This is a genomic window from Agromyces larvae (genome assembly GCF_022811705.1).
Classification (GTDB): Bacteria; Actinomycetota; Actinomycetes; order Actinomycetales; family Microbacteriaceae; genus Agromyces; species Agromyces larvae.
The window spans coordinates 3,265,389-3,285,255 of sequence record NZ_CP094528.1 but is presented as its reverse complement, the minus strand read 5'-3'; the positions used below and the strand labels follow the sequence as shown (position 1 = coordinate 3,285,255).

Below are 19,867 nucleotides of genomic sequence, written 5' to 3'. Positions count from 1 at the left end.
TACGCCTCGCTACTCGACCGACGAGCAGCGTCAGAACAGTCCGGTCGGGATCTCGGTCGCGGCCAGCACGCCCGGTGCCGCCGTGAAGGTGAGGCCGCCGAGCTCGTCGGGCGAGAGCTCGGGCAGCCGCTGCGCGAGGTCGAGGAACCGCTCGATCTCGGCGGGCTCGAGCGCCCACTCCGCGAGCGTGCGGAACTTCTTCACATAGTCGTCGCGACCGAACGGGCGGGCACCGAGCGGGTGCGCATCCGCGACCGCGATCTCGTCGACGATCTCGCCACCGTCGGCGAGCTTGATCACGACGCGCCCGCCGAACGCCTTCTCGGCGATGTCGAGCGAGTGGTAGCGGCGCGTCCACTCCTCGTCCTCGACGGTGGTGACCTTCTTCCACAGCGCGATGGTGTCGGGCCGGTGCGCCCGCTCGGGCGAGTACGACGTCTCGTGGTTCCACGCGCCGTCCTGCAGGGCGACGGTGAAGATGTACGGGATCGAGTGATCGAGCGTCTCGCGCGAAGCATCCGGATCGTACTTCTGCGGATCGTTCGCACCCGACCCGATCACGTAGTGCGTGTGGTGCGAGGTGTGCAGCGTGATCGACTCGACCAGGTCGGGGTTGATGATCAGCGGGTACTCGTCGTGCAGTTTGCGGGCCAGGTCGATCCAGGCCTGCGCCTGGTACTCGGCCGAGTGCTCCTTCGTGTAGGAGTCGAGGATGGCCCGCTTCGCTTCGCCTGCGTCGGGCAGGGGCACTTCGTAGGATGCCTCGGGGCCGCCGAGGAGCCACGCGATCACGCCGTCCTCGCCCTCGTAGATCGGCACGGGGCTGGTCTCGCCGCGCATCGCACGGTCGACCGCCTCGACGGCCATCTTGCCGGCGAACGCGGGCGCGTGCGCCTTCCACGTCGAGATCTCGCCCTTGCGCGACTGGCGGGTCGCGGTGGTGGTGTGCAGCGCCTGCCCGATGGCCTGGAAGATCGTCTCCTGGTCGAGCCCGAGCAGGGTTCCGATGCCGGCCGCGGCCGACGGCCCGAGGTGCGCGACGTGGTCGATCTTGTGCTGGTGCAGGCTGATGCCCTTGGCCAGGTCGATCTGGATCTCGTATCCGGTCGCGATGCCGCGCACGACGTCGCGCCCGGTGAGCCCGCGCGACGCGGCGAGGTGCTGCGCCACCGCGACGATCGGCGGGATGTTGTCGCCCGGGTGCGAGTACTCGGCCGCGAGGAACGTGTCGTGGAAGTCGAGTTCGCGCACCGCGACCCCGTTCGCCCACGCCGCCCACTCGGGGCTGGTGCGCCGCGCCGCGTCCGCGCCGAACACCGTCGCGCCGTCGCCGCCGATCGACACGGGGTGCGCGAGCGCCTGGCTGCGCGCCGACACGACCGGCTTGCGGGCGATGGATGCCGCAGCCACCGCCGCGTTGTCGATCACGCGGTTCACGACCATCTCGACCACGTCGTCGTCGAGTTCGACGGGATCGGTCGCGAGCGCCGCGAGTTGCCAGGCGAGCTGGCCCTCGCGGGCGAGGTGCTCATCGCTTCGGTGGGTGCGCACGTGGTGGGTCTTCACCCGCTCAACGGTACCGGGTGGGGTGCCGGATGTCCCGGGCCGGGCGCCGCCCTTCCAATGCGTGGGACGATGGAGGGGATGACTTCGTTCGACACCGACACGGTCGGCGGCCGTCGGGTCGCCGACATCCGCCGCGACTTCCCCGCCTTCGACCCGGTCGACGGCGCAGCCCCCCGCACGTACCTCGATTCCGCGGCGACCTCGCAGCGCCCGCGGCAGGTGCTCGACGCCGAACGCGACTACCTCGAGCACCACCTCGCCGCGGTCCACCGCGGCACGAGCGCCGCGGTCGGCGAGTCGACCTCGCTCTTCGAGGACGCGCGCGAGACGGTCGCGCGGTTCGTGGGCGCCGGCGAGCGCGAGCTGGTCTGGGCCGAGAACGCCACCGATGCGCTGAACATCGTCGCGCTCGGCATGGCGGATGCCTCGGCCGGACTCGGCGGCCCCGAGGCATCCGTCTTCGCGCTCGGGCCGGGCGACGAGATCGTGGTGACCGAGGCCGAGCACCATGCGAACCTGATCCCCTGGCAGCGGCTCGCCGCCCGCACCGGTGCGACGCTCGTGCCGGTGCGCGTCGACCAGCACGGCCTGTGGTCGATCGACGCGATGCGCGCGGTGCTCAACGAGCGCACGCGGGTGCTCGCGTTCGCCGAGGTCTCGAACGTGACGGGCTCCATCGCCCCGGTCGCGGAGGTCGCGGAGCTGGCGCACGCGCACGGCGCCCTCGTCGTGCTCGACGCCTGTCAGTCGGTGCCGCACCGGCCGGTCGACTTCCCCGCCGCCGGCGCCGACTTCGCCGCGTTCTCGGGCCACAAGATGCTCGGGCCGAACGGTATCGGCGCGCTGTACGGCCGCGCCGAACTGCTCGACGCGCTGCCGCCCGCCCGCACCGGCGGGTCCACGATCACGCTCGTCACGCTCGAACACGCCGACTTCCTGCCCTCACCGCACCGGTTCGAGGCGGGCACGCAGCCGGTGTCGCAGGCGGTCGCCCTCGCCGATGCGGTGCGGTACCTCGAGGCGATCGGCATGGCGTCGGTGGCGGCGCACGAGGCGGCGTTCGCCGAGCGGGTGATCGACGGGGTCTCCTCGATGCCGGGTGTGCGCATCCTCGGCCCGCAGGCGGGTGCGGCCCGCGCCGGGCTCGTCAGCGTGGCGATCGAGGGGCTGCACGCGCACGACGTCGGGCAGTTCCTCGACGAGTCGGGCGTGGTCGTGCGTACGGGGCACCACTGCGCGCAGCCGCTGCACCGGGCACTCGGACTCACCGCGTCGACGCGCGCGTCGTCGCACGTCTACACGACCGGCGACGAGGCCGACCGGTTCGTCGCCGCGCTCGGCGAGGCCCGGAAGTTCTTCGGGGTGGCGGCGTGAGCGGGCTGTCGGGTTCGGGTCTCGAGGGGCTGTACCAGCAGCTCATCCTCGAGCACTCGAAGGCGCGGCACGGCGAGGGCGTGCTCGACCACGCGGATGCCTCGCATCACGAGTTGAACCCGAGCTGCGGCGATGAGCTCACCCTGCAGGTTCGCCTCGCCGACGACGGCGAGCGCGTCGAGGCGGTCGCCTGGCAGGGCGACGGATGCTCCATTTCGATGGCCTCGACGTCGGTGCTCGTGGATCTCGTCGCCGGAGCATCCGTCGCGGAGTCGCTCGAGCGGGCCGACGCGTTCCGCACCATGCTGCGCTCGAAGGGCGCGGGCGAGCCCGACGAGGACCTGCTCGGCGACGCGATCGCGTTCCACGGCGTCTCGAAGTACGTCATGCGCGTGAAGTGCGCGATGCTCCCGTGGGTGGCCCTTGAGGCCGCGGTCGCGAAGGCGCAGGCCGCGCGCTGACAGCCTCTCCCACCCATAACCCGGGGGAGCAGCGCCCGACATCACGGTTCGATTTGCCCTACTGATCTGGCATTGTGCCTCTTGAACCGCTCGGGACAGCACCTATACCCTCTGGCTGTATGGCTACAGCAATGCCGGTGGGGGCGGAACCCAAAACCCGCAACAGCTGTGCAACGTTTACCAAGTCGGAGTGCAGCTGAACTGGACGCCGAACCCGAATCAGTCGTACGACTTCTGGACGAGTCCGACTTGGGGTACGACAACCGTGGCACAGTTCAAATCCGTGACTATCGGCGCCGATCACATCAGTGGCTATGGAACGTCTTCGACGTAGAAGCGGGGTGGCCATGAACGGCCGAAGGATGCCCCGGCTGGCGACGGGTGGGGCGCTAGTCATCTTGGTGGCTGCGTGCATCACTGGGTGCGCCGATGCGGATCGAGCGACGGTGGCATCAATCGCCGAACCGCTGGCTTCGACGCCCGTGCCGACATCGGCGGAACAGACGAACGCGCTGTCCGATGAGGTCGTGACCGAAGCCGAGTATCGCGATGGATTCACGCGATACCGGTCGTGCATGTCAGAGCGTGGCTACGAAGTATTGGTGACCGACGAGGACGCCACGGTGATCTCGTACTCGGTTCCCGGCAAGGCGCACGATGATGGCACCGACCGGACCTGCTATCAGTCCGAGTTCATCGGCATCGACCAGCGCTGGCAACTGTCTCATCCGGATGACACGTCGACCGCGGAGGTGCTTCGCCACTGTCTCGACGCACGCGGCATCGACTCGGCCGACACCCTCGATGGGCTGGTCGCACAGCTCGAAGAGGCCGACATCGACCTCGCGGAGTGCCTCGCGGACGCGAATCCGTCGTAGGCCCTCCGGTCAGGCTCAGACGGGCGGTCAGGGCCAGACGGGCGGGTAGCGCTGCTCGTCGAGGACGCGCGCCGTGAGGTCGGCGGGCACGTCGGCGAGGGTCGCGGGGTTCCACTTCGGCGAGCGGTCCTTGTCGATCACCTGCGCGCGGATGCCCTCGGCGAGGTCGTGCTGCTCGATGAACCAGGTCACCGCACGGAACTCCTGCTCGAGCGCGTCCTCGAGCCTCGGCAGCGTGCGCGCGCGGCGCACCGCCTCGAGCGTGACGGTCAGTGCGGTGGGCGACAGGGTTTCGAGTTCATCGGCGGCGGTCGAGGCATCCGGATGCTCCGCAGCCCGCAGCCGCTCGAGGATCTCGCCGACCGTGGGCGCTGAGAAGCAGGCGTCGACCCAGTCGCGCGCGAGCGCGAGCTTGGACAGCCCGGGTGTCTCGTCGAAGAGCATGACGATCTCGCTGGGCGTGCCGGGGTCGGCGCGTTCGGCGAGCGCCTGCACGAGCGCGGGCAGGTGATCGCTCGGCACGTACGCGTCGGCGAAGCCGGCGTACAGCGCGTCGGCGGCGTCCATGGTGCGGGCGTTCAGCGCGAGATGCACGCCGAGCTCGCCCGGTGCCGACGCGAGCAGCCAGGTGCCGCCGACGTCGGGCGTGAACCCGATGCGGGTCTCGGGCATGGCGATCTTCGACCGCTCGGTGACGACCCGGATCGACGCGTGCCCCGCGAGCCCGATGCCGCCGCCCATGGTGATGCCGTCCATGATCGCGACGACCGGTTTCGGATAGCGGGCGATCGCGGCATCCAGCCGGTACTCCTCGCGGAAGAAGCGGTGCGCGTCCTCGTGCCGTTCGCTCGTGGCCATCTCGTGGAGTTCGCGGATGTCGCCGCCCGCGCAGAACCCGCGATCGCCGGCGCCGTCGAGCACGACCACGCCCACCTCGGAATCGTCGCGCCACGCGTCGAACACGCCGGTGAGCAGCCCGATCATCTCGTAGCTCAGCGCGTTGATCGCCTGCGGCCGGTTCAGCGTGACATGGCCGACCCCGTCGGCGACGGTCGCTTCGATGGGTGCGCTCACGGATGTCACGCTAGCGCGTCGCCCGCGGCCGCTCTCGTCTTCCCGCACCGCCCGACCGTTCGGGACCCGGATCCGGCGCGGCGCGGCGACGAGCGCAGCCGGGACGTAGGATCGGCGGGTGGTCCCGGTCGAGAGTCTCATCGCGTTCGCCGTGGCGTCGATCGTGCTGATCGCCATCCCCGGCCCGAGCGTGCTGTTCTCGGTGGGGCGGGCGCTCGTGCTCGGGCGTGTCGGCGGGCTGCTCAGCGTGCTGGGCAACGCGCTCGGGCTGCTGCCGATCATCGTCGCCGTCGCGCTCGGCGTCGGCGCGTTCGTCGCGAAGTCGGCCGTGCTCTTCACGATCATCAAGATCGCCGGGGCGCTCTACCTCGTGTACCTCGGCATCCAGGCGATCGGGCATCGCAGGGCCGCCGGCGCCGCGCTCACCGGTGAGGTCGTGCGCGTGTCGCGCTGGCGCCAGCTCGGGCAGGGCTTCGTCGTCGGCGTGACCAACCCGAAGACGATCGCGTTCTTCGTGGCCGTGCTGCCGCAGTTCGTGTCGCTCGAGGCCGGGTCGGCGGTGCTGCAGATGCTCGAGCTCGGGCTCGTGTTCTTCGTGCTGGCGATCATCGGCGACAGCACGTGGGCGCTCGCCGCCGGCGCCGCCCGCGACTGGTTCGTGAAGTCGCCGAAGCGTGCCGAGCGACTCGCCGGAACCGGCGGGGTGATGATGCTCGGACTCGGCGGGATCCTCGCCTTCTCGAGCAACGCCTGAGCCGGGCCCCCTCGCGCGCCTCTGCGCCACGTGCGCGCGCTCCGCGCCACTTCATCTGGCGCAACGGACGCGGAAGTGGCGCAGCGGGAGGGGTAGGTGGGGCGGTCGCCCGCCTCGCGAACGGGCAGCATCCTCACCTCAGGCTATGGGCATCCGCTCAACCTGCGCACGTACGATCGCCCCGTGCCGCTCGCCAAGATCCTGCTCTACTACGTCTTCACGCCGCTGCCCGACCCCGAGGCGATCCGGCTGTGGCAGCGCGACCTCGCCGAGTCGCTCGGCCTGCGCGGGCGCATCCTCATCTCGAAGGACGGCCTGAACGGCACCCTCGGCGGCGAACTCTCCGCCCTCAAACGGTACGTGCGGACGACTCGCGAGTACGCCCCCTTCCAGACGATCGACTTCAAGTGGAGCCAGGGCACCGGCCTCGATGCATCCGGGGCGAGCCTCGACTTCCCGAAGCTCAGCGTGAAGGTCCGCGACGAGATCGTGTCGTTCGGCGCACCCGGCGAACTGCGCGTCGACGAGCACGGCGTGGTCGGCGGCGGTCGCAAGCTCAGCCCCGAGGCGCTGCACGCGCTGGTGTCGATCCGCGGCGACGAGGTCGTGTTCTTCGACGGCCGCAACGCGCTGGAGGCCGAGATCGGGCGCTTCCGCGGCGCGGTCGTGCCCGACGTCGAGACCACGCGCGACTTCGTCGCCGAGCTCGACAGCGGCCGCTACGACGACCTGAAGGGCCGGCCGGTCGTGACGTACTGCACCGGCGGAATCCGATGCGAGGTGCTGTCGAGCCTCATGCGCGACCGCGGTTTCGGCGAGGTGTACCAGCTCGACGGCGGCATCGTGCGGTACGGCGAGGCGTTCGGCGACGACGGGCTCTGGGAGGGGTCGCTCTACGTCTTCGACGGGCGCGGCTCGGTCGATTTCAGCGACCACGCCGCGGTGATCGGGCGGTGCGCCGGGTGCGGCGCCGCGACCAAGCGCACCGCGAACTGCCCGGATGCCTCGTGCCGCGTGCAGTTCGTGGTCTGCGAGTCGTGCGACGCGATCGCGTGCGAGGCGCATGCCGGCGAGGCATCCGCTCACCGCGTCGCGTAGCGATCGCTCGGCCGAGGCGACTCAGTCGAGGTACCGGGTCATCAGGCTGACCCCGACATCGTCGATCGGTTCGCCGCGGTTCGCCAGCACGATCACCGCGGTTCCGGCGGTGCGGTCGATGCGCAGCGGCGCAGACGCGGCGAGAGTCGACGGTTCGACCGAGCGGCCGTCAGCGGCGCGAAGACCGGGTGAGCGCATGGGCTCGGCGCGAGCGGGGCGGCGAGCGCTCCGTCATCGGGGTCGTCCCTGACTCGGCCGCTCCCTCGGTCGCCGTGCGTACGCGCGCGCCGGCCGGCTCGACAGCGCGAGCATGATGAGGATGTCGAGGGCGAGCGTGGCAAGGGTCTCATCGATGGTGATCCGCTGGTCGCCCGCCCACCAGGCGGCGAAGGTCAGGCTGATGCTGACGGTCGCGAAGACCATCACGAGGATGCGCGGCCAGTTCCAGCCGACGAAGATGAATACGGCCAGCGCGAGCTGCACCGCGAGCACGACCGCGCCGACGACGATGACGACGGCGAGCGCCGCGTCGCTCGCCTCGCCGAGGTCCGCGGGGTCGAGGTCGTCGAACTCTGCGGACAGCACGTTCCGCCACTCGACCGCGATCGCGACGAGCACCGCCACACCGGCGAGCACGCGCAGCAGCACGAGGACCGCCCCGACCGTCGTCGCCGCAGGGCGCCGCATCCGCGGATCGGGCCGGACCGGTCGGGCGAGGTCGCTCGGCGCCTCGAACGCGGGCCGCTTGCCCACCTCGGTCATGGGCGTCCTCGCTCCACCGGGACGCCCACCGCTCGCAGATCGACGATCGGCAGGTCGCCGTCGGTCGTGATCGTGTCGCCGCCGCCGTTGCGCGAGTGGTAGCCGGCGGAGAACTTCTCGATGACCGCGACGCGCACCGCGGCATCCGCACCCTGCAGCGACCGCACGATGTGGTCGCGCTCGACGTCCGTGTTCGCGTCGATCTTGTGCGTGATCTGCAGCGTGAACAGCGAGAAGCCGACTGCGCGGTCGAACGTGCCGGCGGCGAGCCAGTCGACGCGCGCGCCGCCGGGCAGCAGCCAGCCGTCGGGGGTGCGCCAGAAGCGCACGTGGTGGCGTTTGGCGGGGTTGCCGGCGACCTCCTGCTGGTACGCGAAGTCCTGCTGGCGGCCGAACAGGAACAGCGGGCTCACCGGCGCCTCGTCGTAGCTGCGACGGGTGAGGGTCGAGGCGATGATGCGCCAGCTCGATCGGAGGGTGATGTCGTCGGCGCGGGTCCAGCCCGCCTCGGCGAGCACCCGGTGCAGTTGCGCCTCGTCGCCGAGCAGCGCCAGGTTGACGGGGTCGCCGAGCAGGCCGTCGCTCGTGCGGGTGCGCCCCATGAAGTAGTCGGGCACGTAGATGGTGGTGAGGATGCGGTGGAACCGCGGCAGCACCAGGTAGGCGAGCAGCGCCCAGAACGCGAGGAACAGCAGGATGCCCCACCAGCCGAATGCGAACGACTCCGTGAGCAGCAGGTACGCGAGCCACAGCGACGCGACGCCCGCGTAGACGAAGAAGAACCCGTCGAGCAGCGCGTTGACCGAGAACCGCTTGGCGTGCGGTGCTCGTGGGCGCTCCCCCGTCGCCTCGGGCATGCGGCCAGACTAGCGGGGCTGCTCGGTGCTAGCGGGGCTGCTCGGGCGTCCCGGCGAGCGCGGCGACGGCGGCCGCGAACCGGTCGCCGTACGCGAGCTCGGCGTCGGGGTCGATGAGCCAGAGCAGACCGAGCCCTTGCACGAGCACGAACGACAGGTACGCGATCGCCTCGATCTGCGCGTCGGGCAGCTCGGGGTGCGCGGCGCCCAGGTTCTCGGCCATCCCGAGATGCCCGGCCGCGACCGCCTCGCGCAGGTGGCGACCGGCATCGGGGTCGGGGTCCCGCAGCACGCGAAGGGTGTTCTCGATGCTCGCGACGAGCGCTTCGCGGTGGTCGGCGAAGACCTGCGGCATGCGGTTCCACATGTCGGCGAACCCGTCGAGCACCGGCTGATCGCGGGAGTCGAGCACGAGCGCCTCGATGTCGTCGCCGATGCCCGAGCCGAGTGCTTCGACGAGCGCCTCGGTGACGAGCCGGTCTTTCGAGCCGAAGTGGTACCCGATCGCGGCGAGACTCACCCCCGCCTCGGCGGCGATGTCGCGGGCGGTCGCCTTCGCGACGCCGCGTTCGAGGATGACGCGCCGCGCGCCGGCCAGCAGGTCTTCACGGTTGCCCATGTCCTCATCGTACCGAAACGTCTAAGACATATGTACTAGACATTCGTCTCAATCAGGAGTAGAACATCTGTCTAAGACATTCGTTCAGCGCAGCATCCGATCATCGACTCCCCGGAGGAACCGCCATGACCGCTCCCATCACCACCCCGCACGTCCTCGTCTCGGGGGCCGGCATCGCCGGCACCGCGCTCGCACTGCAGCTCATCCGCAGCGGCATCCGCACGACGGTCATCGAGCGCGCCGCCGCTCCCCGGCCCGGCGGCCAGGCCGTCGACCTGCGCGGCCCGAGCCGCGAGGCCGCCGAGCGCATGGGCCTCATGCCCGGCATCACCCGTCACCAGCTCCACGAGGAAGGACTCATCTACGTGGACGCCCACGGCCGCGGCTACGGCCGCATGGCGATGGCGGACTTCGACGGCCAGGGCGCGGTCGCCGAGATCGAGATCACCCGCGGCGACCTCGTCGAGGTCATCGCCGAGGTGCTCGCCGAGGCATCCGCCCAGGCCGTCGACGAGGCCGGCGAGCCGCTGCTCGACCTGCGCTACGACGACGCGATCGCGAGCCTCTCGCAAGACGAACACGGCGTGGATGTCTCGTTAACGTCGGGTCGCACCGGCCGCTTCGACCTCGTCGTCGGCGCCGACGGCGTGCACTCGGCGACCCGCCGGCTCGCGTTCGGGCCCGAGGAGCGGTACGCGACGCCGCTCGGCGGCTACGGGGCCTTCTTCACCATGCCGAGCCCCGCCGATCTCGAGCCCGACTGGTTCTCGATGCGGCTCGTGCCGGGCGCGATGCTCGGCATCCGGCCCGACGCCGACCCCGCGACCTCGAAGGCGATCCTCACCGTGCGCGGCCCGCACGACCCGTCGCTCCGGCGCGACCGAGCGGCGCAGCAGGAGGTGGTTCGGCAGGCGATCCAGGGGGCCGGATGGCACGCCGCCGCGGTGCTCGCCGCGATGGAGGAAGCCGACGACTTCTACTTCGACGAACTCGTGCGCGTCGACGTTCCCGACCTCGCCGCCGGCCGGGTCACCCTCGTCGGCGACGCCGGGTACTCGGGCTCGCCGCTGACCGGCATGGGCACCGCGATGGCGCTCGTCGGCGCGTACGTGCTCGCCGCCGAACTCGCCGCGACCCCCGGCGACCCGACCGGCGCGATCGCACGGTACGGGGCGGCGATCGCACCGTTCCTCGAGCAGGCGAAGAAGATCCCCGGCGGGAGCCTTTCGACCATGCTCCCCCGCACCAAGCTGCTCTCAGCGCTGTCGAAGGTCAACGTGAAGGTGATGCTGTCGCGCCCGCTGCGGCCGATCATGAAGCGGATGTTCCTCGCCGGGCAAGGTGCCGAGCTCGAGCTGCCCACGACCCGGCGCGCCGAGCCCGTCGAAGCCCGCTGAGGCTCGCTGAGCCCGTCGAAGCTCGCTGAGCCTGTCGAAGCGCCGCCCCCTTCGACAAGCTCAGGGAGCTCAGAGCCCGTCGAAGCTCGCTGAGCCTGTCGAAGCGAGCCCCCTTCGACAAGCTCAGGGAGCCCGTCGAAGCTCGCTGAGCCCGTCGAAGCGCCGCCCCCTTCGACAAGCTCAGGGGGCTTCAGGGGGCTCAGGGAGCCCGCGCCCACCCGCCCCGCGTTTAGGCTCGTCGTCATGGCCTACGACGTCTCGCGCATCCGTTCCATGTTCCCCGCGCTCGAGACCGGGTGGGCGCAGTTCGACGGGCCCGGCGGCACCCAGACCCCGCGCGCGGTCGGCGAAGCGATCGCCGCGACGCTCACCGGGCCGCTGTCGAACCGCGGCACCACGAGCCCGAGCGAGCAGCACGCCGAGGATGCCGTGGCCGGGTTCCGGCTCGCGATGGCCGACCTGCTCGACGCGCACCCGCGCGGCATCGTGCACGGCCGCAGCGCCACCCAGCTCGTCTACGACTTCTCGCGGCACCTCTCGCGCGACTGGGGCCCGGGCGACGAGGTCGTCGTGACCCGGCTCGACCACGACTCGAACGTCCGGCCGTGGGTGCAGGCCGCCGAGCGCACGGGCGCGACCGTGCGGTGGGCGGACTTCGACCCCGCCACCGCCGAGCTGCCGGTCGCGGCGGTCACCTCGCTGCTCTCGGAGCGCACCCGGGTGGTCGCGGTCACGGCCGCGTCCAACCTGCTGGGCACGATGCCGGATGTCGCGGCGATCGCCGAGGCCGCGCACGCCGTCGGCGCGCTCGTGTTCGTCGACGGGGTGCACTTCACCGCGCACGAGCTGCCGGCGCTCGGCGCGCTCGGCGCCGACCTGTTCACGTGCTCGCCGTACAAGTTCCTCGGCCCGCACTGCGGCGTGCTCGCGGGCGACCCGGCGCTGCTCGAGACGATCCGCCCCGACAAGCTCGCGCCGTCGACGAACGTGGTGCCCGAGCGGTTCGAGTTCGGCACCCTGCCGTACGAGCTGCTCGCCGGCGTCACGGCCGCCGTGGACGTGCTCGCCGGGCTCGACGGCGTGGCATCCGGTTCGCGAAGAGATCGACTGGATGCCTCGTACCGGGCGCTGCACGCGCACGAGTCGTCCCTGCTCGCCGACCTGGAGGCCGCGCTGGCCGACTTGGCCGGCGTGACGGTGCACTCGCGCGCCGCCCGGCGCACGCCGACGCTGCTGCTCACCTTCGACGGGCGCGAGGCGGCCGACGTGACCGCCGCGCTCGCTTCGCGGCGCATCCTCGCCCCGAGCGACAACTTCTACGCGCTCGAGGCGTCACGGCGCCTCGGCCTCGGCGACGCCGGCGGCCTGCGCGTCGGGCTCGCACCGTATACCGACACCGACGATGTCGATCGCCTGATCGACGGGCTGAAGGAGGCCATCGCATGACCGAAGGAACCAGCACCACCGTCGCCGAGCGCGGCGCCGAATTGCGGCGGCTGCACGACGCCCCAGAGCTGCTGCAGGTCGTCAACGTGTGGGACGTCGTGAGTGCGAAGGTCGTCGCGGCGCATCCCGAGACCCGCGCGCTCGCGACCGCCGGCCACTCGATCGCCGCGAGCTTCGGCTACGCCGACGGCGAGATCCCGCTGCACCTGATGCTCGACATGATCGGGCGCATCGTCGCGGCGGTCGACGTACCCGTCAGCGCCGACCTCGACGACGGCCACGGCGACGCCGCCGAGACCGTGCGCCGCGCGATCGGCGTCGGCGCGGTCGGCGCGAACATCGAGGACCGCCTGCGCCCGCTCGACGAGTCGGTCGCCGTCGTGCGCGCGGTCGTGGCGGCCGCCGAGGCCGAGGGCGTGCCGTTCGCGCTGAACGCGCGCACCGACGCGTTCCTTCGCGGCGGCGACCGTCCGCTCGCCGACTCGATCGACGACGCGATCGCGCGGGGGCGCGCCTTCATCGACGCCGGCGCGACGTGCGTGTTCGTGCCGGGGAACTTCGGCGAGGACGTCGTCGCCGCGCTCGTCGACGGCATCGGCGAGCGCCGCGTGAGCGTGATCGGCCTGCCCGCCCTGCCGGCACCCGGCCGGCTCGAAGAGCTCGGCGTCGCGCGGGTGTCGTACGGCCCGACCACGCAGCGAGTCGCGCTGGGCGCCCTCGACGACCTCGCCGCGTCGCTGTATGCGGGCGGCGTGCTGCCGCGAGGCATCCGCCCCCTGAACTGAGCGCGCCACCCGACCCGCGTCGACCGGTCTCCGGGTGTCTCCGCGGGATGGGGTGGCGGGAGAGCCCGCCGAATCCGCGAATTCCCCGCGAGACGGATGCCCCGTGTCGGGGCCCCTCGCTAGGGTGACGAGTGGCGGCAACGCCCGCCGGAGACGAGGAGCGCGCATGGCGAGCGGCATCCCCATCGAGATCTCAGGGCTCACGAAACGGTTCGGCCACGTGACGGCGGTCGACGACCTGAGCTTCACCGTCGAGCCCGGGCGGGTGACCGGGTTCCTCGGCCCGAACGGCGCCGGCAAGACGACCACGCTGCGCAGCCTGCTCGGCCTCGTGAAGCCGACTGCGGGCACCGCGACCTTCGACGGCACGCCGTACCACAAGCTCGAACGCCCGCTCGAGACGGTGGGCGCGGCGCTCGACGCGGCCTTCCACCCGGGTCGTACCGCCCGCGACCACCTGCGCGTGTATGCGACCGCGTCGGGCATCGCGAAGACGCGCGTCGACCACGTGCTCGAACAGGTCGGCATCGCCGAGTACGCGAACCGGCGGGTCGGCGGCTTCTCGCTCGGCATGCGGCAGCGGCTCGCACTCGCGTACACGCTGCTGGGCGACCCGGGTGTGCTCGTGCTCGACGAGCCGATCAACGGGCTCGACCCCGAGGGCATCCGGTGGATCCGCATCTTCCTGCAGGGGCTCGCCCGCGAGGGGCGCACCATCCTGGTCAGCTCGCACCTGCTGAGCGAAGTGCAGCAGACCGTCGACGAGGTCGTCATCATCTCGCGCGGCCGGCTCGTGAAGACCGGCACACTGGCGAGCCTCGAACTCGACTCGGCTCCCCGCACGGTGGTCGACTCGCCCGACCGGGCGGCGCTCGCGACCGCGCTCGACGGTGCGGGGCTCGCCTACACCCCCGGGCGGCAGGGGTTCATCGTCGACGAGCCCGAGCCCGGCCGGGTCGGCCACGCCGCGTTCGTCGGGCAGGTCGAGCTGAGCTCGCTGCACCGGCTGCGCAGCGGCCTCGAGGAGTCCTTCCTCCAGCTGGTCGGCGAACCCCACGAAGCGGATGCCCCGGAGCTCGAGCCGTCCGCGACGGGCGGGGCCCGATCCGAGGCATCCGGTCAGCCCGAGGCATCCGGTCAGCCCGGAGCATCCGATGAGCCCGAGGCATCCGGCCCTCCCGACGAACCCGACGCCCCGCCCGCCGCGACGACCGAGCCGGAGGCCTGACATGCGCGCACTCGCCTCCGAGTTCCAGAAGACCCTGACCACCCGCATGTGGTGGCTGCTCGCGATCCTGCTGGTCGCGTACATCGCGATGCTCGCCGGCGGGTTCGGCGCGTTCCTCGGCTGGGCCATCGGCAATCCCGAACAGGCGGCCGAGGCGAGCAGCGGAGGCGGCGGCGCACTGCTGCCGCCGGGCGCCGAGCCGTGGCCGCTGGTGTACAGCTTCGCGACCTCGATCGGGTACGTGTTCCCGGTGCTGCTCGGCGCGCTCGCGGTCACGAGCGAGTTCCGGCACCGCACGCTGACGCCGACGTTCCTCGCCACGCCGAACCGAGGCGTCGTGCTCACCAGCAAGCTGGTCTCGCAGCTCGTCATCGGTGCGGTGCTCGGCGTGCTCGCGTTCGCGGCGTCGGTCGGCGCGGGGTCGGGCGCGCTGGCCGCCTTCGGCGTCGAGACGGGGCTCGACCAGTCCGACACGTGGGCCATGGTCGGGCGCGGCATCCTCGCGATGGCGCTCTGGGGCGCGATCGGCGTCGGGCTCGGGTCGGTCGTGCCGAACCAGGTCGCCGCGATCGTCATCGTGATCGCGTTCACCCAGTTCGTCGAGCCGGTACTGCGGCTCATGGCGTCGCTGTCGGACATCACCGCGCAGATCGGGCAGTTCCTCCCCGGGGCGGCGAGCGACGCGCTCGTCGGGGCCTCGTTCTACTCGGTGGCGATGACGGGTGGCAGCGCCGTGGCGTTGGAGTGGTGGCAGGGCGGGCTCGTGCTCGCCGGCTACGCGGCCGTGCTGTCGATCATCGGCGGGCTCACGACCTGGCGCGGAGACGTTTCGTAGGTGGAGCTCGCCGAGCTGCGGTCGCGGCGGCTGTTCGCGCAGCGGTTGCGCGGTGCGGGCGGTGCGGCCCGGCCGGGTGCGGCCGGGCCGGGTGCGACCGGTCGGCGCGCCGGGAAAGACAGGCCGGACGCGGCGGATGCCTCGCCCGCCGATCTCGTGCGCGATGCGCTGGCCGTGCAATCGCAGGAGTACCTGCCGGCGCAGTGGGGTCTGGCCCAGCGCCTGCCCACGGCGAACCGGCCCGACCGGGCGGCGGTCGCGGCGCTGATCGACGACGGCGCGATCCTGCGCACGCATGTGCTGCGCCCGACCTGGCACTTCGTGCACCCGGCCGACGCGCGCTGGCTCGTCGGCCTGTCGGCCGAACGGGTGCACCGGCAGAACGGCACGATGTACCGCCGCGGCGGCATCGAGGGTCCGCTGCTCGCGACCGGTCTCGACGTCATCGCCGGCGAGGTCGCCGGCGGGCACCGCACCAGGGTCGAGCTGCAGACGGCGCTGGCCCGCGCCGGTATCGATCTGTCGGGGCCCGACCTGGCGCACCTCATCATGTACGCCGAGCTCGAGCGGGTGATCATCTCGGGCCCGTCGGTCGGCGCGCAGCGCACCTACGCCGCATTCGATGAGCGGGTGCCTCCGAGCCGTGAACGCGATCGCGCCGAGGCCCTCGCCGAGCTCGCCGAGCGGTACCTGCTCACCCGCTCCCCCGCCTCGGCGCGCGACCTGGCGACCTGGTCGGGGTTCACGCTCGCCGACGCGCGGCAGGCGCTCGCGGATGCCGCCGACCGCACCGGCGACCGCATCACCCGGTTCGGCGGCACCGACGGCGCCGCCCCCGGAAGCGCCGGCAGCGCCGGCAGCGGCGGCAGTGCGGACGAGCTCTGGCACGATGCATCCGTCTCGGCCGCGTGGGCGGCGCGCGCGACCGGCGCCGGTGCGCCGGAGCCGGCCGACGACCCGAGCCGGGTCGACCTGCTCCAGGCGTACGACGAGTACGTCATGGGGTATGCGGCTCCCCGCGCGTTCCTGCAGCCGCCGGGCGCCGCGGCCACGATCTTCTCCGAGTTCCCGCTGCACGCGCTGATGATCGGCGGGGTGATGTGCGGCCGCTGGGCGCCGACCGTGCAGGGCCGCCGCGCACGGGTGCGCATCGTGCCGTGGCGGCGCCTGTCGCGGGCCGAGCTGCGCTCGCGCGACGCGGCGATCGCCGAGGTCGAGGCGTTCCTGGGGGTCCCGGTCGCCGTCGAGGTCGAGCGGGTCACCCGGGTCTGAGCCGAACCCGGGCGTACGATCGGCGCATGGCCGCCATCGCCAGCGTGTTCGTCGCCCTCGCCGCGCTGCTGCACGGCTACATCTTCCTGATGGAGAGCGTCTGGTGGTCGCGTCCGGCGATCTGGAAGCGGTTCGGCGTCGCCGATCAGGCGCAGGCGGATGCCACGAAGCCGATGGCGTACAACCAGGGGTTCTACAACCTGTTCCTCGGCATCGGCGCCGCGCTCGGCCTGGTGCTGTTCTGGTCGGGCGCGATCGCGCCGGGCAAGGCGCTGGTGCTGTTCACGACCGCGTGCATGACCCTCGCGGCCCTCGTGCTCACGACGACCGGTCGCGGGTACTGGAAGCCCGCGCTCGTGCAGGGCACGCTGCCGCTCGTCGGCTTCGTGCTGTTCGCGTTCGCGTAGCGGCTGCCGCTGGTCGAATGGCGCGAAGCTCGTATCAACGTCGCCGCAGCACGCCTCACCGGGTCTCGATACGCTCGCCGGCGCTCGCTCGTCGACCCGCGGAGGGGTCACCCCTCGCCGGTCGGCGTCTCCTCGGCGGAGAGCTTCAGCCGGTCGATGAGTTCGGAGGCGTGGCTCGTCGACAGGATGAGCCGCGCGAACTCGCCGCCCGCCAGTTCGAGCACGACCGCCTGACGCTTGCCCTTCACCGCGACGAAGTCGAGGCCGCCGTGGTACTTCCACGTTCCGGCGGCGACGACCAGCGGCACTTCGGTGCCGCGGCGGCGGATGCCGCGGATCCAGATCCACGGGTCATCCGTGATCGTGGCCGACCGGATGTCGTCGCGCTGGATGACGACGTCGGCGCTGCGCAGCGCGAGCGCGCGTTCGGTCGGGGTGAGATGCACCTCGATCCGGTCGGCATGCACGCGCAGATTCGCCATGCTCCCATCCTGCCCGAGACTTTCGGATGCCACGGTGTCGACGCTCCACAAACCCGACCCCGGATCCGTGCACGCCTCCCACTGTTGCCTGCGCTGGTCGAGCAGCGAGCGCCGGCGGAGGCGGTCAGGCGGGCGGCGTCGCCGCGGCGGCCGCGCGGGCCGCCGCCGGGAGCGCCTCGACGATGCGGGCGATCGCGGCGTCGTCGTGCGCGGCGGTGACGAACCAGGCCTCGAACACGCTCGGCGGCAGCGAGACCCCGGCGTCGAGCATCGCGTGGAAGAACGGCGGGTATCGCCACGCCTCCTGCCGCTGCACCTCGTCGTAGTCGCGGGCCCCGCCCGCGACCGCCTCGCCGAACACGAAGCTGAACAGGTTGCCCGCGCGCTGCACGGCGTGCGCGACGCCTTCGGCTGCCAGGGCGGCAGACACTGCGTCGGCCACGATGACGGATGCCTCGTCGAGCCGCGTGTACACCGAGGCATCCGCCGCCCGGAGCGTGGCGATGCCCGCCGCGACCGCGACCGGATTGCCCGACAGCGTGCCCGCCTGGTACACGGGGCCGAGCGGTGCGAGGCGCTGCATGATCTCGGCGCGACCGCCGAGCGCGGCGACCGGCATGCCGCCGCCGATGACCTTGCCGAACGTCATGAGGTCGGGGGTGTACGCGGTCTCGCCCTGCTCCAGCCCCCACCACCCGGCAGGCGACACGCGGAACCCGGTCAGCACCTCGTCGCTGATCACGAGCGCAGCGTGTGCGTGCGCGATGCCGACGAGGTCGCGGTTGAAGCCCGGCAGCGGCGGCACGACGCCCATGTTCGCCGCGGCGGCCTCGACGATGACCGCGGCGATGCGGTCGCCGTGCTCGGCGAACACCGCGCGCACCGCGTCGAGGTCGTTGTACGGGATGACCAGGGTGAGGCCGGCGATCTCGGCCGGCACTCCTGCCGAACCCGGCAGCGCGAAGGTCGCGAGCCCCGACCCCGCGGCGGCGAGCAGCCCGTCGGAATGCCCGTGGTAGTGGCCGGCGAACTTCACCAGCAGATCGCGGCCCGTGAACCCGCGAGCGAGGCGGATCGCGGTCATCGTCGCCTCGGTACCCGTCGACACGAGCCGGAGCTGCTCGACCGGTGCGACGCGCTGCTCGACGAGCTCGGCCAGTTCGGTCTCGGCGGGCGTCGACGAGCCGAACGAGAGACCTCGGCTCGCGGCATCCTGCACCGCTTCGACGACGCGAGCATCCGCGTGACCCAGGATCGCCGGGCCCCACCCCGCGACCAGGTCGACGTACTCGCGACCCTCGGCGTCGGTGACGTACGGCCCGCGGGCGGACACCAGGAATCGCGGCGTGCCGCCGACCGAGCCGAACGCGCGCACCGGCGAGTTCACGCCGCCGGGGATCGCCTGCCGGGCGCGGTCGAAGAGCTCGTCGTTGGTCGCGGCGCCCTGAGCCTGTCGAAGGGCGGTGCCCTGAGCCTGTCGAAGGGCGGTGCCCTGAGCCTGTCGAAGGGCGGTGCCCTGAGCCTGTCGAAGGGTCATTCCAGTCCATCCTTCAGCCAGCCGGCGAGCTCGGTCGCCCAGTACGTCAACACCACGTCGGCGCCCGCACGACGGATGCCGCGCACCGACTCGACGATCGCGCGACCCCGGTCGATCCAGCCGTACGCCGCGGCGGCCTCGATCATGGCGTACTCGCCCGAGACCTGGTAGGCCCACACGGGCACATCGCTCGCGGCGGCCACGTCGGCGAGCACGTCGAGGTAGCTGCCCGCGGGCTTCACCATGACGATGTCGGCGCCCTCGTCGATATCGAGGATCGCCTCGCGCACGCCCTCGCGCCGGTTGCCGGGATCGAGCTGGTAGGTGCGCCGGTCGCCCTCGAGCTGCGACTCCACCGCATCGCGGAACGGTCCGTAGAAGGCGCTCGCGTACTTCGCCGCATACGCCAGCAGTGCGACATCCGCGAAGCCGGCCTCGTCGAGGGCCTCGCGCACGGCGGCGGTCTGGCCGTCCATCATGCCGCTGAGGCCGAGCAGCTGCGAGCCGCTCGCCGCCTGGACGAGCGCCATCTCGCGGTACCGCTCGAGCGTCGCGTCGTTGTCGACCACGAAGTCGGTCCCCCAGCCCGTCGAGGGGCGAAGGACGCCGCAGTGCCCGTGGTCGGTGAACTCGTCGAGGCAGAGATCGGTCTGCACGACGAGCGCGTCGCCGGCCGCCTCGCGGGCGACGCGAGTCGCGACGTTCAGAATGCCGTCGGGATCGGTCGCCCCCGACCCCACCGCGTCGCGCGACTCGGGCACGCCGAAGAGCATCACGCCGCCGACGCCGACGGCCGCAGCCTCGGCGATCGCGGCGGGCAGGCTGTCGAGCGAGTGCTGCACGACGCCCGGCATCGAGTTGATCGGCATCGGCTCGGTCACGCCCTCGCGTACGAATACGGGCAGCACGAGGTCGGCGGGGTGCAGCCGCGTCTCCGACACGAGCCGGCGCATGGCGGGTCCGGAGCGAAGGCGGCGGGGGCGGATGACGGGATGCGGAGTCGCGGTCACCGAACCAGCCTACGTCGGGCAGCCT

The 19,867-nt window shown here is 72.0% G+C and carries 21 protein-coding genes; 12 read left to right on the top strand and 9 right to left on the bottom strand.

The genetic code is table 11. The features are described from left to right. Positions 1 to 30: 30 nt before the first annotated feature. Positions 31 to 1,566: an MmgE/PrpD family protein gene (locus MTO99_RS15675; protein ID WP_243554710.1), complete on the bottom strand. Its 1,536-nt coding sequence runs from the start codon at positions 1,564 to 1,566 to the stop codon at positions 31 to 33. A 78-nt stretch (positions 1,567 to 1,644) separates the two neighbouring features. On the opposite strand from MTO99_RS15675, the gene MTO99_RS15670 reads away from it, so the two are divergent. From MTO99_RS15670 to MTO99_RS15660, 3 genes are all read left to right on the top strand, one after another. Next, positions 1,645 to 2,940 (top strand): aminotransferase class V-fold PLP-dependent enzyme, encoded by a 1,296-nt coding sequence (locus tag MTO99_RS15670; protein ID WP_243554708.1) that lies wholly within the window; start codon positions 1,645 to 1,647, stop codon positions 2,938 to 2,940. Further along, positions 2,937 to 3,401 (top strand): Fe-S cluster assembly sulfur transfer protein SufU, encoded by a 465-nt coding sequence (gene sufU / locus MTO99_RS15665; RefSeq protein WP_243554706.1) that lies wholly within the window; start codon positions 2,937 to 2,939, stop codon positions 3,399 to 3,401. The genes MTO99_RS15670 and sufU overlap by 4 nt, the downstream gene beginning before the upstream one ends. Positions 3,402 to 3,742: 341 nt before the next feature. Next, positions 3,743 to 4,279 carry a hypothetical protein gene (locus MTO99_RS15660; protein ID WP_243554704.1) on the top strand — a complete coding sequence of 179 codons (537 nt, stop codon included), beginning with the start codon at positions 3,743 to 3,745 and terminating at the stop codon, positions 4,277 to 4,279. 27 nt (positions 4,280 to 4,306) lie between these two features. Here the strand turns inward: MTO99_RS15660 and MTO99_RS15655 are convergent, their stop codons facing one another. Then, positions 4,307 to 5,353, bottom strand: coding sequence for an enoyl-CoA hydratase/isomerase family protein (locus tag MTO99_RS15655; RefSeq protein ID WP_243554701.1), 1,047 nt, complete (start codon positions 5,351 to 5,353; stop codon positions 4,307 to 4,309). A 118-nt stretch (positions 5,354 to 5,471) separates the two neighbouring features. On the opposite strand from MTO99_RS15655, the gene MTO99_RS15650 reads away from it, so the two are divergent. Both MTO99_RS15650 and trhO read left to right on the top strand, forming a co-directional pair. After that, positions 5,472 to 6,107, top strand: coding sequence for a LysE family translocator (locus MTO99_RS15650; RefSeq protein WP_243554699.1), 636 nt, complete (start codon positions 5,472 to 5,474; stop codon positions 6,105 to 6,107). 183 nt (positions 6,108 to 6,290) lie between these two features. Then, the gene (gene trhO, locus MTO99_RS15645; protein ID WP_243554697.1) at positions 6,291 to 7,205 is read left to right on the top strand and encodes an oxygen-dependent tRNA uridine(34) hydroxylase TrhO; all 915 of its coding nucleotides are present in this window, start codon (positions 6,291 to 6,293) and stop codon (positions 7,203 to 7,205) included. 21 nt (positions 7,206 to 7,226) lie between these two features. On the opposite strand, the gene MTO99_RS15640 is transcribed toward trhO, so the two are convergent. From MTO99_RS15640 to MTO99_RS15625, 4 genes are read right to left on the bottom strand one after another with little or no spacing between them, the layout of a single operon-like run. Further along, entirely contained in the window at positions 7,227 to 7,403 is a 177-nt protein-coding gene (locus MTO99_RS15640) for a hypothetical protein (protein ID WP_243554696.1), read from the bottom strand. A gap of 33 nt (positions 7,404 to 7,436) precedes the next feature. Continuing rightward, positions 7,437 to 7,967 carry a hypothetical protein gene (locus MTO99_RS15635; protein WP_149160329.1) on the bottom strand — a complete coding sequence of 177 codons (531 nt, stop codon included), beginning with the start codon at positions 7,965 to 7,967 and terminating at the stop codon, positions 7,437 to 7,439. Beyond that, the gene (locus tag MTO99_RS15630) at positions 7,964 to 8,824 is read right to left on the bottom strand and encodes an LssY C-terminal domain-containing protein (RefSeq protein WP_243554695.1); all 861 of its coding nucleotides are present in this window, start codon (positions 8,822 to 8,824) and stop codon (positions 7,964 to 7,966) included. Before MTO99_RS15630 ends, MTO99_RS15635 begins: the two co-directional genes overlap by 4 nt. Before the next feature lie 28 nt (positions 8,825 to 8,852). Continuing rightward, the gene (locus tag MTO99_RS15625; protein WP_243554694.1) at positions 8,853 to 9,443 is read right to left on the bottom strand and encodes a TetR/AcrR family transcriptional regulator; all 591 of its coding nucleotides are present in this window, start codon (positions 9,441 to 9,443) and stop codon (positions 8,853 to 8,855) included. 125 nt (positions 9,444 to 9,568) lie between these two features. Between MTO99_RS15625 and MTO99_RS15620 the strand changes: the two genes are divergently transcribed. The 7 genes from MTO99_RS15620 (at position 9,569) to MTO99_RS15590 (ending at position 16,813) form a co-directional block, all read left to right on the top strand. Beyond that, positions 9,569 to 10,840: an FAD-dependent monooxygenase gene (locus MTO99_RS15620; RefSeq protein WP_243554693.1), complete on the top strand. Its 1,272-nt coding sequence runs from the start codon at positions 9,569 to 9,571 to the stop codon at positions 10,838 to 10,840. A 243-nt stretch (positions 10,841 to 11,083) separates the two neighbouring features. Then, a complete protein-coding gene (locus MTO99_RS15615; protein WP_243554692.1) occupies positions 11,084 to 12,286 on the top strand; it encodes a cysteine desulfurase-like protein in 1,203 nt (400 codons plus the stop codon). Next, entirely contained in the window at positions 12,283 to 13,071 is a 789-nt protein-coding gene (locus tag MTO99_RS15610) for an isocitrate lyase/PEP mutase family protein (RefSeq protein WP_243554690.1), read from the top strand. Before MTO99_RS15615 ends, MTO99_RS15610 begins: the two co-directional genes overlap by 4 nt. Positions 13,072 to 13,237: 166 nt before the next feature. Next, complete coding sequence (locus MTO99_RS15605) at positions 13,238 to 14,299, top strand: ABC transporter ATP-binding protein (RefSeq protein ID WP_243554688.1); 1,062 nt, start codon at positions 13,238 to 13,240, stop codon at positions 14,297 to 14,299. A 1-nt stretch (position 14,300) separates the two neighbouring features. Then, positions 14,301 to 15,134: an ABC transporter permease gene (locus MTO99_RS15600; RefSeq protein WP_243554686.1), complete on the top strand. Its 834-nt coding sequence runs from the start codon at positions 14,301 to 14,303 to the stop codon at positions 15,132 to 15,134. Continuing rightward, positions 15,135 to 16,406 (top strand): winged helix DNA-binding domain-containing protein, encoded by a 1,272-nt coding sequence (locus MTO99_RS15595; RefSeq protein ID WP_243554684.1) that lies wholly within the window; start codon positions 15,135 to 15,137, stop codon positions 16,404 to 16,406. Between the two features lie 26 nt (positions 16,407 to 16,432). After that, on the top strand, positions 16,433 to 16,813 hold the full coding sequence (locus tag MTO99_RS15590) for a DUF1304 domain-containing protein (protein ID WP_243554682.1): 381 nt from the start codon (positions 16,433 to 16,435) through the stop codon (positions 16,811 to 16,813). 107 nt (positions 16,814 to 16,920) lie between these two features. On the opposite strand, the gene MTO99_RS15585 is transcribed toward MTO99_RS15590, so the two are convergent. The 3 genes from MTO99_RS15585 to hemB all read right to left on the bottom strand — a co-directional run bounded on the left by MTO99_RS15585 (position 16,921) and on the right by hemB (position 19,842). Further along, positions 16,921 to 17,295: a hypothetical protein gene (locus MTO99_RS15585; protein WP_243554680.1), complete on the bottom strand. Its 375-nt coding sequence runs from the start codon at positions 17,293 to 17,295 to the stop codon at positions 16,921 to 16,923. 124 nt (positions 17,296 to 17,419) lie between these two features. After that, positions 17,420 to 18,832 carry a glutamate-1-semialdehyde 2,1-aminomutase gene (gene hemL, locus MTO99_RS15580; RefSeq protein WP_243554678.1) on the bottom strand — a complete coding sequence of 471 codons (1,413 nt, stop codon included), beginning with the start codon at positions 18,830 to 18,832 and terminating at the stop codon, positions 17,420 to 17,422. Beyond that, on the bottom strand, positions 18,829 to 19,842 hold the full coding sequence (hemB, locus tag MTO99_RS15575) for a porphobilinogen synthase (protein ID WP_256461017.1): 1,014 nt from the start codon (positions 19,840 to 19,842) through the stop codon (positions 18,829 to 18,831). The genes hemL and hemB overlap by 4 nt, the downstream gene beginning before the upstream one ends. Positions 19,843 to 19,867 lie beyond the last annotated feature (25 nt).